Annotated in this window: 8 protein-coding genes; 5 read left to right on the top strand and 3 right to left on the bottom strand. The window is 71.4% G+C overall.

The genetic code is table 11. The features are described 5' to 3' along the window. Window positions 1-145: 145 nt before the first annotated feature. From M4V62_RS25825 to M4V62_RS25805, 5 genes are all read left to right on the top strand, one after another. Complete coding sequence (locus M4V62_RS25825) at window positions 146-1,540, top strand: ABC transporter substrate-binding protein (RefSeq protein ID WP_249589600.1); 1,395 nt, start codon at window positions 146-148, stop codon at window positions 1,538-1,540. Window positions 1,541-1,544: 4 nt separating this feature from the next. Then, the gene (locus M4V62_RS25820; RefSeq protein ID WP_425575283.1) at window positions 1,545-2,894 is read left to right on the top strand and encodes a carbohydrate ABC transporter permease; all 1,350 of its coding nucleotides are present in this window, start codon (window positions 1,545-1,547) and stop codon (window positions 2,892-2,894) included. Next, a complete protein-coding gene (locus M4V62_RS25815; RefSeq protein ID WP_249589599.1) occupies window positions 2,891-3,772 on the top strand; it encodes a carbohydrate ABC transporter permease in 882 nt (293 codons plus the stop codon). Before M4V62_RS25820 ends, M4V62_RS25815 begins: the two co-directional genes overlap by 4 nt. A 185-nt stretch (window positions 3,773-3,957) precedes the next feature. Next, window positions 3,958-6,207, top strand: coding sequence for a bifunctional glycosyltransferase/CDP-glycerol:glycerophosphate glycerophosphotransferase (locus M4V62_RS25810; RefSeq protein ID WP_249589598.1), 2,250 nt, complete (start codon window positions 3,958-3,960; stop codon window positions 6,205-6,207). 73 nt (window positions 6,208-6,280) lie between these two features. Beyond that, window positions 6,281-7,198 carry a class I SAM-dependent methyltransferase gene (locus M4V62_RS25805; RefSeq protein WP_249589597.1) on the top strand — a complete coding sequence of 306 codons (918 nt, stop codon included), beginning with the start codon at window positions 6,281-6,283 and terminating at the stop codon, window positions 7,196-7,198. Between the two features lie 67 nt (window positions 7,199-7,265). Here the strand turns inward: M4V62_RS25805 and M4V62_RS25800 are convergent, their stop codons facing one another. From M4V62_RS25800 to M4V62_RS25790, 3 genes are read right to left on the bottom strand one after another with little or no spacing between them, the layout of a single operon-like run. Then, window positions 7,266-8,450, bottom strand: coding sequence for a glycosyltransferase (locus tag M4V62_RS25800; protein ID WP_249589596.1), 1,185 nt, complete (start codon window positions 8,448-8,450; stop codon window positions 7,266-7,268). Then, a complete protein-coding gene (locus tag M4V62_RS25795) occupies window positions 8,447-11,308 on the bottom strand; it encodes a CDP-glycerol glycerophosphotransferase family protein (RefSeq protein WP_249589595.1) in 2,862 nt (953 codons plus the stop codon). The genes M4V62_RS25800 and M4V62_RS25795 overlap by 4 nt, the downstream gene beginning before the upstream one ends. Beyond that, the gene (locus M4V62_RS25790; RefSeq protein ID WP_249589594.1) at window positions 11,305-14,799 is read right to left on the bottom strand and encodes a bifunctional glycosyltransferase/CDP-glycerol:glycerophosphate glycerophosphotransferase; all 3,495 of its coding nucleotides are present in this window, start codon (window positions 14,797-14,799) and stop codon (window positions 11,305-11,307) included. Before M4V62_RS25790 ends, M4V62_RS25795 begins: the two co-directional genes overlap by 4 nt. Window positions 14,800-14,864: the final 65 nt, after the last annotated feature.

Raw genomic sequence — 14,864 nt, 5'->3', positions numbered from 1 at the left:
AACGGGAGCGACCCGCAGCTCATGACGGCACGTCACAACGCCATCACGATCAACCAGTTGTCATGGTTGGCGCTCTTGCCGCCTCTCCCCGCGCGGGCGTAGACAGGCCGCACGGGACACGTCGGGGCAGAGAAACGGGGCAGTGATGCGCAGCAGTCTTCGTACACGCAGGGCACCGCAACACCGGCGTACCACAGCCAAATTCGCCGCGGCATGCGTCGCGGGCGCGCTCGCGCTCACCGTCACCGCATGCGGCGGGGACGACAGCGGCGACAAGGACGGCGGGGACAAGGACGGCGGCAAGGAGAGCGCCGCCGCCGTTCAACTGCCCAAGCTGGACGGGCAGACGGTCTCCGTCGCCGCCGTATGGGGCGGCTCGGAGCGGAAGGTCTTCCTCAAGGTTCTCGACGAGTTCGAGAAGCGGACCGGGGCCAAGGTCACCTTCGTACCCGCCCAGGACCCGATCATCAGCTTCCTGGAGTCGAAGGTCGCGGGCGGTCAGCCGCCGGACGTCGCGATGCTTCCGCAGGTCGGCGCGATCGAGCAGGCCGTGGAGAACAAGTGGGCCAAGCCGGTCGGGCCCGAGGCGCAGAAGCAGCTCGACAAGAACTACTCGCAGGGCTGGCAGGATCTCGGGGCCGTCGACGACAAGCAGTACGGCGTGTACTTCAAGGCCGCCAACAAGTCCCTGATCTGGTACAACACCCAGGTCTTCGACAACGCGGGCGCCAAGGCGCCCAAGACCTGGGCCGACTTCATGAAGACGGCCCAGACCGTGTACGACTCCGGCGTGCCGCCGATCTCGGTCGCGGGCGCCGACGGCTGGACCCTCACCGACTGGTTCGAGAACATCTACCTCTCGCAGGCGGGCCCGGAGAAGTACGACGATCTCGCGGAGCACGAGATCAAGTGGACGGACCCCTCCGTGAAGGAGGCGCTGACCACGCTCGGTGAGGTCTTCGGCAAGAAGGGCTTCGTCGCGGGCGGCGCGGACGGCGCGCTGCAGACCGAGTTCCCCGCCTCCGTGAAGCAGACCTTCACCGGCGGCGACCAGCCCAAGGCGGGCATGGTCTTCGAGGGCGACATGGTCTCGCTGCCGATATCGGAGACGAAGGCCGAGATCGGCACGGACGCCAAGGTGTTCCCGTTCCCCGCGGTCGGCAATGAGTCCCCCGCGGTCGTCGGCGGTGACGCCGCCGTGGCGCTCAAGGACAGCAAGGGCGCCCAGGCGCTGCTCACCTTCCTCGCGTCGCCGGACTCGGCCAAGATCTGGGCGGAGGCGGGCGGCTTCGTCTCGCCGAACAAGAGCCTCGATCTGGCGGCGTACCCGAACGACGTGCAGCGGGGCATCGCCAAGGCGCTGATCGCGGCGGGCGACGACATCCGCTACGACATGTCCGACCAGGCCCCGCAGGCCTTCGGCGGCACGCCGGGCAAGGGTGAGTGGAAGGCGCTGCAGGACTTCCTGAAGAACCCGAAGGACGTCGAGGGCACGCAGAAGGCGCTGGAGACGGCCGCCGCCAAGGCCTACAAGGACTGACGCGGTGGCGTCCGCGAACGCCGGGGGCACGCCGAACGTGGCGCTGCCCCCGGATCCGAAACCGCGCAAGAGCGTGACCGGTACGCGCAAATCCGTGGCGGTGCTCTTCCTCGCACCCGCCCTGGTGCTGCTCGGCGCGCTCGTCCTCTACCCCATCGGGTACTCCGTCTTCCGCAGCTTCTTCGACAAGTCGGGCGACTTCACGGCGTTCGGCAACTACAAGACCCTGTTCACGGACGACACCATCCTCACCGCGATCAAGAACAACGCGATCTGGGTGGTGGTCGCCCCGACGGTCGCGACCGGTCTCGGCCTGATCTTCGCCGTGCTCACCGAACGCATCCGCTGGGGCACGGCGTTCAAGCTGGTCATCTTCATGCCGATGGCGATCTCGATGCTCGCGGCAGGCATCATCTTCCGGCTCGTGTACGAGTCGGACCCCGAACGGGGTGTGGCCAACGCCGTCTTCGTGGGGGTGCACGACACGTTCGCCGAGTCGTCCGCCTTCCCGCAGGCGCATCCCAGTACGGAGTCACCGCTGAAGTCGGCGGGCGGCGGCGCCTTCGTCACGCGCGAGGCGGTGAGCGCGGGCACTCCGGTGGCCCTGCCGCTGACCGGTGTCGCGCCGGACAACATGCCGGACGACGCCGAGTCCGCCACGGCCGCGAAGCCGGACCCCGACAAGGTCACCGGCACGGCCTGGCAGGACTTCACGCGCGGCAAGGGGCGGGGCGAGGTCAACGCCCCGGACAAGGCCGAGTTCGGCTACGCCGGGATCACGGTCGAGGCCGTCAAGGACGGCAAGGTCGTGGCATCGGCCGAGGCCGCGGGCGACGGCACCTTCGCGCTCCCCAAGGAAGCCGACGGGGCCCAACTACGCTTCCCCGCATCGAACTTCCGCGAGCCGTACAACGGCGTGGACTGGCTCGGCCCGTCCCTCATCACGCCCGCGGTCATCGGCTCGTACCTGTGGATCTGGGTGGGCTTCGCGATGGTCCTGATCGCGGCCGGTCTGGCCAGCGTGCCGCGTGAACTCCTGGAGGCCGCCCGCGTGGACGGCGCCAACGAGTGGCAGGTGTTCCGCAGGATCACGGTGCCGATCCTCGCGCCGGTGCTCGCGGTGGTGGCGGTCACGCTCATGATCAACGTACTGAAGATCTTCGACCTGATCTTCATCATCGCGCCGAACTCCTCGAAGGACGACGCGAACGTCCTGGCGCTCCAGCTCTACAACTCCGCGTTCCTCGACAAGGATTCGGGCGTGGCGAGCGCGATCGCCGTGCTGCTCTTCCTCCTCGTGATCCCGGTGATGCTCTTCAACGTGCGGCGACTTCGACGGGAGGCTCGGCGATGACCACCCAAGTCGAAGTGGTGAAGGCGAAGCAGTCGCTGGGCGGGCGGATCGCGTCCGTCCTCAGCGGCAGCCTCGTACGCGCCTTTCTCGCCGTCATCGCGCTCTTCTGGCTGGTGCCGACGGTCGGTCTGCTGCTCGGCTCGCTGCGCAGCTCGGCCGACATGGCGGAGAGCGGCTGGTGGAAGGTCTTCTCCACGCCTTCGCAGATGACGCTCGACAACTACACGAACCTGCTCAAGGACGAGACGATCACCGACTCGATCCTGTCCAGCATCATGATCACCGTCCCGGCGACGCTGCTCGTCGTGATCATCGGGTCCCTCGCGGGATATGCCTTCGCGTGGATGGAGTTCCCGGGGCGCGACTGGTGGTTCATCGGCGTCGTCGGGCTGCTCGTGGTGCCGGTGCAGGTGGCGCTGCTCCCGGTGTCGAAGATCTTCGGTGCGATCGGCATCTTCGAGACGACGGCCGGTGTGGTCGTCTTCCACGTGGCCTTCGGCCTGCCGTTCGCGATCTTCCTCCTGCGGAACTTCTTCGCGGAGATCCCCCGCGAACTCCTGGAGGCGGCACGCCTGGACGGAGCCGGTGAACTGCGGCTCTTCTTCCGGGTCGTGATGCCGCTCGGCGCGCCCGCGATCGCCTCGCTCGGCATCTTCCAGTTCCTCTGGGTCTGGAACGACATGCTGATCGCGCTGATCTTCGCCGACTCCGAGAGCCCGCCGATCACGGTCGCGCTCCAGCAGCAGGTGCGGTCCTTCGGTGACAACGTGCAGATCCTGGCGCCCGGCGCGTTCATCTCGATGGTGATCCCGCTGGCCGTGTTCTTCGCGTTCCAGCGGCAGTTCGTGTCCGGCGTGATGGCGGGCGCGGTCAAGTAGCGGGCCGTCCACGGCACAGGCGCGTCTGTTCGGTGACGGCACAGGTGCATATGTTCGGTGAGTGAGGCGGCCCGCCACCCGGGCCGCCTCACTCGCGTCCATCCCCCGTATGCCGCATATGGCGTAACTCGACCGGCCGCCGGGGCGTTGCCGGGCAGTAGCCCGCGCCGACCCATGGATGTGCCTTGCCCCGGTTCAGTGTCATCGTGCCCGTGTACAAGGTGCAGGCGTATCTGCACGCATGCCTCGAATCCGTCCTCGGTCAATCGTTCACGGACCTCGAACTGATCGTGGTCGACGACTGCTCACCGGATGCGTGCGGCGCCCTCATCGACGAATGCGCGGCCCGTGACACCCGGGTGAAAGCCGTCCACCTCAAGGAGAACGTCGGCCTCGGCCGGGCACGGAACGCGGGCATGGAGCACGCGGACGGCGACTACCTCATCTTCCTGGACAGCGACGACACCCTTACCCCGGACTCCCTGCACGCGATCTCCGACCGCCTCAAGGAGACGGACGAGCCGGACGTCCTGATCTACGACTACGCGCGCACGTTCTGGTCCGGCGAAGCCGTGCGCAACCAGTTCGCGAGCCTCCTCAAGGAGGACGGCAACGTCCCCTTCCGCCTCAGCGACCGGCCCGGCCTGCTCAGGCTCCTGATGGTCGCCTGGAACAAGGCCTACCGCCGCGACTTCATCGAGCGCGAGGGCTTCACCTTCCCGCCCGGCCTCTACGAGGACACGCCCTGGACGTACCCGGTCCTGATGAAGGCGGGCTCGATCGCCACCCTCGACCGGGTCTGCGTGCACTACCTCCAGCGCCGCCGGGGCAGCATCCTGCGCACCACGACCCGCAGGCACTTCGAGATCTTCGACCAGTACGAGCGGGTCTTCGCGTTCCTCGACGAGCACCCGGAGCTGTCGGCGGCCTGGCGGCCCCTCCTCTTCAGGCGGATGGTCGACCACCTCTCGACGGTCTTCACCAAGCGGGACCGCCTCCCGCGCGAAAGCCGCCCCGAGTTCCTGCGCAAGGCCCGCACCCACTACCGCCGCTACCGCGTCCCCGGCACCCGCCCGCGCGCCCGCACCCGGGTGCGGCACGGCCTGGTGCGCCTGGGCACGCACCGCACCTACCGCACCCTGTGGACGGCGCTGCGCCTGCGGTCCAGGGCCAGGCGGTACGCGGCCACCGCGCGGCGCCGCGCCAAGGGCGCCGTCCTTCAGCTGCACTACCGGATCCAACTGCGCCTGCCGCTGCGCGCCGACCGCGCCCTCTTCTCCTCGTACTGGGGACGCGGCTACGGCTGCAACCCCGGCGCCCTGGAAGCCGCGCTGCGCGAGCACGCCCCGCACATCCGCACCGCGTGGGTCGCCGACCCGGCCCACCACCACACCCTGCCGACGGCGACCCGCAGGCTCCGCCCCGGCACGGCGGCGTACTGGAGTGCCCTCGCGCGCTCCAAGTACCTCGTGAACAACGTGAACTTCGACCGCAGGCTCGTCAAGCGGCGCGGCCAGATCATGATCCAGACCCAGCACGGCACGCCCCTGAAGCTGATGGGCCTCGACCTCCAGGACCGCCCGGCCGCCGCGCGGGACATGGACTTCGCCGCCCTCATGCGCAACGCCGACAAATGGGACTACGTCCTGTCGGCGAACCGGCACTCGACCCTGGTCTGGGAACGCGTGTTCCCCGCCTCGTTCACGACCCTCGAGTACGGCTACCCGCGCAACGACATCTACCAGCGGGCCAGCTCCGCCGACGTGGCCCGCCTCCGCGAGTCCCTCGGCGTCCCCCAGGGCGCCATCGCCATCCTCTACGCGCCCACCCACCGCGACTACCGCCACTCGCAGCTGCGCTCCCTCGACCTGGAGCGGATGCTGCACAACCTCGGCCCCCGCTTCGTCGTCCTGACCCGCGCCCACCACTCCTACGGCGCACCTCTGGTGTCCTCGACGGACCGCCTGATCGACGTCTCGGACCACCCGAGCGTCGAGTCCCTCTGCCTGGCATCGGACGCCCTGGTCACGGACTACTCGTCGCTGATGTTCGACTACGCCAACCTCGACCGCCCCGTCGTCCTGCACGCCGACGACTGGGAGGCGTACGAGGCGGCCCGCGGCACCTACTTCGACGTGCGGGAGTTCCCGCCGGGCGCGGTCGCGCGCAGCGAGGACGAGCTCACCGACATCTTCGCCACCGGCCACTGGCGCGGCTCGCGCTCGGCGCAGCTGCGCGCCGCGTTCCGAGACCGCTTCTGCGTGTACGACGACGGGCGGGCCGCTGAACGAGTTGTGAGACATGTGGTGCTCGGTGAGGCAGGGGGTCTACCGTCTGTGGCGCCACTGGCGGACCGGCACCCGGCGCCGGCCGCGGGGGCGGTGGACGAGCCGCTGCCGCGGGCCGACGTCTCCCGGCCCACTCCCCGCTACTAGCGAACGAACCGTGCTTCTGACGGCCCTGCGCGTCCGCCGCACTGTCCTCCTTCCCCCATCCCCGGGACCAGATATGCAGAACGCTTCAGCCACCCCGTCCGCGACCGCCACCGCGACCGCCACCGGCCAGGACTCCGGTCAGCTGCCGCGGCCGGGCAGGCTCTCCGATGTGAAGGGGTGGTTCCATCCGGTCGACCAGGTGCTCTTCGACTGGATCCTGAGCCGGCAGCTGGAGCGGAGCCAGCGGGGTGACCTCCTTGAGCTCGGCGCGTATCTGGGCAAGAGCGCCATCTTCATGGGTGCGTATCTGCGCGCGGAGGAGACCTTCACGGTCTGCGACCTCTTCGACTCGCCCGCCCCCGACGAGGCCAACTCCGCCGAGATGGGCCGCTCGTACGCCACGCTCACGCGCCGCGCCTTCGAGGCCAACTACCGCTCCTTCCACGACGGTCTGCCGCAGATCGTCCAGGAGCCGTCGTCCGGGATCACCGCGCACGTGGCGGCGGACAGCTGCCGCTTCGTGCACATCGACGCCTCGCACCTGTACGAGCACGTGCACGCGGACATCGCGGCGGCCCGGGAGGTGCTCGGGCAGGACGGGATCGTCGTGCTCGACGACTTCCGCGCCGAGCACTGTCCGGGCGTGGCCGCGGCGACCTGGGGCGCGGTGGCGAGCGGGCTCAAGCCGCTGTGCATCACGGCCACCAAGTTCTACGGGACGTGGGGCGACTACGACGCGATCCACGCCGATCTCGCCGCGTTCCTCAAGGGGCGCGACGACATGTGGCACGGCGCCGAGGAGGTCGCGGGCTTCCCGATGATCCGGATCAGCGGCAAGAAGGCGAAGTCGCCGGAGCAGCCGGTGTCGCGGTACGCGGACGAGGCCGCCCCTGAGCCGACCGCCCCCGCCACGCCCCCTGCCGGCGCCGGAAGCCGGGCCAGGGGCCTGCTGTCGTCGCTGCTCGCGCGCTCGGGGCGGCAGGCCCCGTAAGGGGCGCGGGGAGCTGCGCGACCAGCCCCCACCGGCGCGCAGTTCCATCACCGCAACGGCACAGCGCTCAACGCTCCAGCAACTCGAACAACTGCTCCCAGCGCGACAGCACCCGCGCCTCGGAGAACCGCTGCACGTTCATCCGGGCCCGCTCCCCCATCGCGTCCCGCAGCCGCGGGTTGCCGGTGAGGCGCAGGAGGCGGTCGGCGAGGGCCTCGATGTCACCGGCGGGGGCGAGCAGGCCGTCCTCGCCGTGGCGCACGATCTCGCGTACGCCGGGTGCGCAGTCGAAGGCCGCGCACGGCACCGCGCTCGCCATGGCCTCCATCAGGGCGAGCGGGAAGCCCTCGCCGCGCGAGGACTGCACGAACAGGGAGCTCTCGGCGAGCACACCCGGCACATCGCTGGTCCGCCCCCGCCACTCAACCGAACCGTCAAGACCCAGGCGCGTGCACTGCCGCCTGAGGTCGGCCTCGTCCGCGCCCGCTCCGTAGATCCGCAGCGTCCAGTCGGGGCGCTGCGGGGCCACGAGCGCCCAGGTGTCGACGAGCATGTCGACGCCCTTCTGGTCGGCGAGCCTGCCGATGCTGCACACCACCCTCCGGTCGCGGGGCGAGGGCACCGCGGGGAGGTGGGCCAGGGCGTTGGGCATCGCGCCGACGTTGTGCATGCCGTCGGCGATCCAGTCGTCGGCGTCCTCCTGGGTGAGCGCGAGCCAGCGGTCCACGGAGGGGTAACTGCGCCTGACCGCGCGGTAGCGGTGGCAGGCGCGGGTGTAGGCGTACGACTCGTGGCTCATGCCGATGATGCGCAGGCCCGCGGTGTCCGCCTCCCTGATCCACTCCATCGGCCAGACCTGCGTGACGATGGCGACCGCGCCGGGGCGTGCGGCACGGAAGAGCTCCGAGAGCCGGTCGACGGTGCGGCGCTTGGCGGCGACCCGTGCCGACTCGCGGCGCCGCGCCACCACGTTGAGGCGGCCGAGGCCCCGTGCCGGGCGCGGGGTCTGCGGGTGCTCGCGGTAGAGGCTGGTCACGGGGTAGCCGAGGTCGTCGGGGAGCACCAGCTTCAGCTCGGCCTCGTGGACGCCGATGACGTGCACCCGGTGGCCGTTGCCCTGGAAGAGCCGGGCCATCTGGTGGGCCCAGGCGGTGACGCCGCCGAGTTCGTCGACGGTGTTCGCGACGAGGAAGAGGTCGCGGCTCTTCGTCGCGGTCGCGAGCTTCGTCGTGGTCGCGAGCGTCGTGGTCATGCGCCGTCCCTCTTCTCCGTGTTCCCGGACTTCTCCGCGTTCCTGGACTTCGCGTTCCCGGACTTCTCCGCGTTCCCGAACCGCTCCCCGAAGAGCGCGTCCACCGCGTCGGCCGCGGCCCGCCCCTGGTCGTACGCGCCGAACCGCGCGGCGAACGCCCGCCGGGCCTCGGCCCACGCCCCGTCGGCCTGCTTCAGCGTGGCGAGCACGCGCAGCAGTTCCTCCTCGGTCTCGACGACGGGCCCGCCCGCGTCGTCCCGCAGCGCGAAGTAGCTGCCCCGCTCGGCCGCGTACGCGTCGAGGTCAGGGGCGAAGTGCACCAGCGGCCGGTCAAGGAGCGCGAAGTCGAACATGATCGACGAGTAGTCGGTCACCAGGACGTCGGCGAGGCAGAGCAGCTCGCTCACGTCGTGGTGGGCCGACACGTCGACGACGGTGCCGGGCGGGCACACCGGGAGGCTCGCCGCCTCCATGTAGTGGGCGCGCACGAGGAGGACATGGGTGTCCCCGAAGCGGTCGGCGAACTTGCGTACGTCGAGGGGGAGGCGCACCGCCTTGTTGTTCTTGGGCAGACCGCGGAACGTCGGCGCGTAGAGCACCACCGTCTTGTGGTCGGGGATGCCGAGGTCCGCGGCCACGGCAGGACGCGGGAAGCGGCCCGAGGCCTCGTCCCTGGCGCGCGCGGCGACCAGGCGGTCGTTGCGCGGGTAGCCGCAGCGCAGCAGCCGCTCCTCGGGGATGTTGTAGGCGCGGGCCAGGGTGTTCACGTCGTGCTCGGAGCGGACCAGGAAGTGGTCGAAGCGGTCGACGGCCCGCTGGAGCCACTCGCGCTGCGGGGCGTTCTGCGTCTTCAGGCGCGCCTCGTCGAAGCCCATGCGCTTGTACGCGGAGCCGTGCCAGGTCTGCAGATACGTGGTGTGGCGGGGCTTGGGCAGTGCGTGCGGGAAGCCCTGGTTGTCGATCCAGAACTCGGCGCGGCCGAGCGCCCACAGATAGCGCCAGGACCAACGGCGCACCAGACGGGCCGAGTTGGGGAATCCGTCGGGCGATGCGGCGTACGACCAGGTGCAGCGCAGCCGAAGGCCGCGGTCGACGATCTCCTGGTGGACGGCGCGCGGGCTGTCGCCGTAGCACCTGCCCATGTGGCTCTCGAAGACCACCGAGCCCTTGCTGACGGGCAGCCGCCGCAGCACGCGGCGGTAGACGCGCAGCTTGTACGGCTGGGCGCTGAGCCTGTCCCACCTCTTGCGCAGGGCCCGCATCCGGAGCCTCAGCCCCCGCGCGGGACGGAAGTGCGTGGCGTAGTGCAGGGCCGCGCGCAGGGTGCCCGCGGCGCGGTGGCGGGGCGCGAGGCGCAGCTCCAGTCTGTTCGCGGCGGTGACGGTGAAGCCTTGGCTCGTCCCCACGGTCTCCGGCTCGGCGACGAGCTCGGTGGTCAACTCCTGCCCGCCCGCGGTGAGTTCGAGCCGCGGCTCCCAGGTGCGGTCACGGATGCCGAGGTCCCGCAGACCGGCGGTGAGGCCCACCGTGGCCCGCCAGACGACCGCGCCGCCGTCGTAGTGCACCTCTTCCACGGGTACGCGGAAGCCCCGCCGCCCCGCGCCGCGCGCCCGCACATCGAGCCAGGCGGTGAGCGGCGGCCGGTCGGGCACCAGGCGGCCGGGGAGCACGACCCGCCCTTCGAGGACCGCCCTGCCGCCGTCGACGGCACACTTGGTGAGGCGGTTCAGGAGCCGCACATCACCCAACTGCCGGTACTGATGGCCGAGTTCGCTGACGTCGAGCACTTCTCGTACGCGCGGGTCGTCGAGCCCGTCCGCGCGCCAGTAGACCGTGCCCTCCCGCTCGGTCAGCTCCGAGACGACGGTCCCCGGCCGCCCCAGCGCGTACGCGGCGGCGAGGACGCCGTCCGTGTCGCCCTCCGCGAGCAGCCGCACGCACACCCGCTCCACGGGTTCGAGCGCGTCCAGGGCGCGCGCGTCCACGCGGCCCGCCAGGTGCGGGGCGAGCCCGGCCGTGGCCCGGCGCCGTTCCTCGGCGGTGAGCTGCGGGAACGTACGGGCGCAGGGCAGCACGTGGTCGGTGAGGAAGGCGCGCTCGCGCCGGTCGCACAGGTCGAGGCGGCCCAGGCTCACGAGGAGCCCGGCGACGCGGTCGTTGGCCTCGGCGAGGGCGGGGCTCTCGCGGGCGGGGGCGGGCGCCGCGCGGCGGGTGGTGATCAGGTTCGGCACGAGGGTGATGCCGCGGGCCCCGAGGGCCGCTTCGACGCCGAAGAGGACCTCGCTGTGGTCGAGGTCCTCCGCGTACCGCAGACGCCGGCCGTCGAGGACGTCGCGGCGGACGCAGAATCCGGTGATCAGGGAGTCCCTGGCGACGAGCTCGGGGGCGTCGGAGAGATTCTCGACTCCCCTTGTCCTCGCGTGCAGTTGAGCCTGCCAGCTCGGGCCCCGCTCCTTCCTTCCGCTGCCGCCGGTGAGCCGCGTCCAGCGCCCCGCCACCAGGTCGGCCCCCCAGGTGCGCGCGGCGTCGAAGAGGTTCCGGCAGGCGTGCCGCTCCAGGAGTTCGCCCTCGCCGAGCACGACGACGTACCGGCCGCGCGCCGCGTCGAGCCCGAGATTCCGCGACGCGGCCACGGACAGCGCGCTCCCGGCCCGGACCAGGCGCACCCGGTGCGGCTGGTCGGCGGCGAGCTCCCGCGCGGCGTCGCGGGCGGGGCCGTCCGCCCCGGGGTCGACGACGACCGCCTCCACGTTGGCCATCGTCTGGTCGAGCACGGACCGCACCGACTGCCGCAGGGCCTCGACGTCCGTGCCCGCGACCACGACGCAGCTGACGTCGTGCAAGTCCGGCGTGCTCATGCGCGGCCCCCTTCGAGCATGGCGTCCGCCACACCGGCGGCCGCGTTCCCGTCGTCCAGATCGCAGAAGACCTCGCGGAATCTGTCGTACGCGTCGGCGTACGCGGCGGTGGCGGCCGCCGGGTCGCGCAGCGCCTCGATGACCTCGTCGCCGGTGGCAAGGAGCGGGCCGGGCGCCTGGGCCTCGAAGTCGAAGTAGAAGCCGCGCAGGGTGTCGCGGTAGTGGTCGAGGTCGTAGGTGTGGAAGAGCATCGGGCGCCCGGTCTGCGCGAAGTCGAACATCAGGGACGAGTAGTCCGTGACCAGGACGTCGCTGATCAGGAGCAGTTCGCTGACGTCGGGGTGGCGCGTGACGTCGCGGACGAAGTACGAGCCGGGGACGGTGCCGCCGACGAGGTAGTGCCTGCGGACCAGGAGCACGTGGTCGTCGCCGATGGCGCGCCGCGCGGCGTCGAGGTCCAGCTGGAGGTCGAGGCCGTAGCGGCCGCCCTGCTTGGGCTGGTTCTCGCGCCAGGTGGGCGCGTACAGGACGACGCGCTTGCCCTCGGGGATGCCGAGCCGCTCGCGCACGGATGCGGCGACCTTCGCGCGGTCGGCGGCGTGCAGCAGGTCGTTGCGCGGATAGCCGCGCTCCAGGACTTCCCCGGTGTAGCCGAAGGCGCCGCGCAGCAGGGGCGTCGAGAAGCGGTTGGGTGAGACCAGCAGGCTCCACTGGTCGGCGCGTCCCGGCAGGGTCGCCATGTAGGCACGGTCGCCGGACGCGTGGCCCGCGAGGTCGCGGCCGATGCGCTTGAGCGGGGTGCCGTGCCAGGTCTGCACGACGTACTGTCCTTCGGCGCGCTCGAACCACGCGGGCAGCTGGGTGTTGGTGACGACGTAGCGGCAGCGGGCCAGGGCCTCGTACCACTCGGCGCTCCACAGGGCGAGGGGCGTGGCGCTCTCGGGCAGCGCCACCTGCTGGTCGCGCACCACCCACAGGTGCTCCAACTCGACGCCTCTGCCGACCAGTTCCTCGTGCACGGCGCGGGGCGAGTCCGAGTACTGGCGTCCGTCGAAGCTGCAGTACAGGACGGCGTCGCGCAGGGGCTCACCGCGCCGCGCCGCGTACACCTCGCGCAGTCGGCGCTGGCGCGGGCCGCCCCGGTCGGTCATGGGCACCGCGGAGCCCGAGCGCAGGTGGAGGCCGTCGTGGGCGTGGCGCTTGAGGCTGATGTCACGGCCGGATCGGGTGCGCACGAGCGGGAGTCCGCGGTCCTTGCCCGGCGCCACGCACACCGGGGTGTACTGCTCGGGGTCGCTCTGGCCGGGCTCGCGCAGGAAGAGGTTCCAGCGCCCCTCGGCGAGCGGCAGGGTGCCGCCGGGTCCCGGCAGGGCCTCGGGGCGCAGCGCGGCGGCGAACCGCCCGTCCTCGATCCGCACCGGCACCACGGCCTCGTCGCCGTGACCGGCGTGCACGAAGACCAGCTCCCCGGCGCGGGCCGCGGCGTCGGGGTGGCTGCCCTCGATGAGCAGCTCGTCGTCCCAGGTCACGCTGGAGACGAGCGGCCGCACGGTCTGGTCGCGCAGCTCCAGGTTCCCCGACGCGTTGGCCAGGACGAGGAGTTCACGCCCCGGCAGCAGTCCGTACCGCCCCGGCGGCACATCGGGGCAGGCGGCCAGCGGTGTGCGGTCGCCGCCCTCGCGGACCAGGGCGACGCCCCACGGGTCGGCCTTGCGCGGTGCGCCGGTGCGCTCGTCCTCACCGGCGCGGAAGAGGGCGAGCGGCACATCCGCGCTGAAGTCACGGCCGTTGACCAGGGCGGGGGCGTAGTGCGCCTCCTTGGTGTGCCAGTTCTCGACCCGCAGGGCGTCGACGGCCTGCGACTCGCCCGGCGCCAGCCTGCCGTGCAGCCGGACGACGCCACCGCACCCCTCGTGCGCGACGAGCCGCCCCGCCACCCGCTCCGTGCGCAGCCGCAGCCGCCCCTTGCTGAGCGTGACGGCCACCCGCAGGAACTCCTCCAGATACCGCACGGGAAGCCGCGGCGCGCCGGTCATCCGCACCGGCCCGGTGCGCGGCAGCAGCCCGCTGACCACGCCCATCTCGACGTTCCAGGTGGTGCTGCGGCGCTTGGTGATGGTCCTGCGGGGATCGATGACCGTCTCGAACCCCGACCGGTCGTAGCTGTGCAGGCCCTGCTTGGAGCGGTACGTCGCCTCGCGCGCCCGCACGGTGCGCAGCTTCAGCGGCAGGACCCGCCGGCGCCCGGCCCGCAGCCAGGCGATCCTGGCGCGTGCCCCGATCCGCCCGGCGGGCAGGTTGGGGATGTAGGCGTAGCCCTTGAGCCGGAGCCTGCCCTGCTCGTCCCAGGCGGCGTGGGTGAGCTGCGCGGTCAGCGGCAGGTCGGAACGTTTCAGGGCGACGGTCTCGCGCGGCAGGCCGCCGATCCCGGGGAAGTCGGCCCGGCGCCTGCGCAGGCCGCGGACCCTGAAGGCCTCGGGGTGGGACTTCTCGTACGCCATGAAGGCGAGCAGGTCGGTGACGCGGCGCTGGCGGATGAGCTGCCAGCGCACGCGAAGGGCGAGCGGCAGTGCGGCGACGACCGCGGGGTCGACGGTGTCGAGGAAGGTGTTGGCCTGCTCCATGAAGGCGTCGTGGTACGCGGCGTCGCCGTGCGGCAGGGCCTCCATGAACAGCCACAGGTCACCGGAGAACACGGTGGTGTCATAGCGCCGCTTGGCATCGGCGAAGACCTCGGCCTGCGGTGTGCCCGCCGCCCTGGCCGCCTGCTCGGCGAGGAATCCGCCGGCCGAGAGGACGGCGGCCGTGCGGTCGCGCACGGCGCGGGGCTTGGCGCGGCGGCTGGTGATGGAGCCGTCGCGGTCGCGCCAGAGGTAGACGGGATCCTTCAGTACGTCGACGGAAGCGGCCAGGAAGTGGGCGGGGATCGTGACGGGGGTGTCCTCGAAGAGCACGCCCTCCGGGAAGGCGAAGGCGTGCCGGTCCCAGAAGTCCCTGCGGAAGACCTTGTTGCAGGCGATGCGGTCGCCGAGCAGCTCCCAGTCGCGCGTGACGTGCGTGGCGCTGCGGTTCTTCTCCATCATCTTGCGGAACATCGGCGACTGCTCGCTCCGGCCGGCGGAGCGCAGCCGGTGGACGTTGCCGGTGACGAAGTCCGAGCCGGACTCGTCGAGGGCCGCCAGCATCCGCTCGTACGCGTCACGCGGGACGACGTCGTCGCTGTCGACGAACGCCAGGTAGGTCCCCCGCGCCTGACGCACTCCCGCGTTGCGGGCCGCCCCGAGCCCCGCGTTCTCCTGCTCGACCAGCCGGAATCTCGCGTCGTCGGCGGCGAACTCGCGGGCGATGCGCGGGCTCCCGTCGGTGGAACCGTCGTTCACCATGACGACTTCGAGGTCCGGCATGGTCTGCTCGGCCAGTGACCGGAGGCAAGGGCCGAGAAACTCCTCGACGTTGTAGACGGGGACGACGACGGCAAGTCGGGGTGTCATGCGCTGCGCACATTCCTTCCGGAGAACTGACGGGCACGGCTGCGCGTCCTGCTGGGGGCCACTTG

The sequence above is a fragment of the Streptomyces durmitorensis genome (genome assembly GCF_023498005.1).
GTDB classification, from domain to species: domain Bacteria; phylum Actinomycetota; class Actinomycetes; order Streptomycetales; family Streptomycetaceae; genus Streptomyces; species Streptomyces durmitorensis.
The sequence above is the reverse complement of the archived record's forward strand: the minus strand, read 5'-3'. Positions and strand labels throughout refer to the sequence as shown.

Coding starts and splice junctions, on each gene's coding strand:
- M4V62_RS25825 (WP_249589600.1), top strand. CDS start 146: ATGCGCAGCAGTCTTCGTACACGCAGGGCACCGCAACACCGGCGTACC.
- M4V62_RS25815 (WP_249589599.1), top strand. CDS start 2,891: ATGACCACCCAAGTCGAAGTGGTGAAGGCGAAGCAGTCGCTGGGCGGG.
- M4V62_RS25805 (WP_249589597.1), top strand. CDS start 6,281: ATGCAGAACGCTTCAGCCACCCCGTCCGCGACCGCCACCGCGACCGCC.
- M4V62_RS25800 (WP_249589596.1), bottom strand. CDS start 8,450: ATGACCACGACGCTCGCGACCACGACGAAGCTCGCGACCGCGACGAAG.
- M4V62_RS25795 (WP_249589595.1), bottom strand. CDS start 11,308: ATGAGCACGCCGGACTTGCACGACGTCAGCTGCGTCGTGGTCGCGGGC.
- M4V62_RS25790 (WP_249589594.1), bottom strand. CDS start 14,799: ATGACACCCCGACTTGCCGTCGTCGTCCCCGTCTACAACGTCGAGGAG.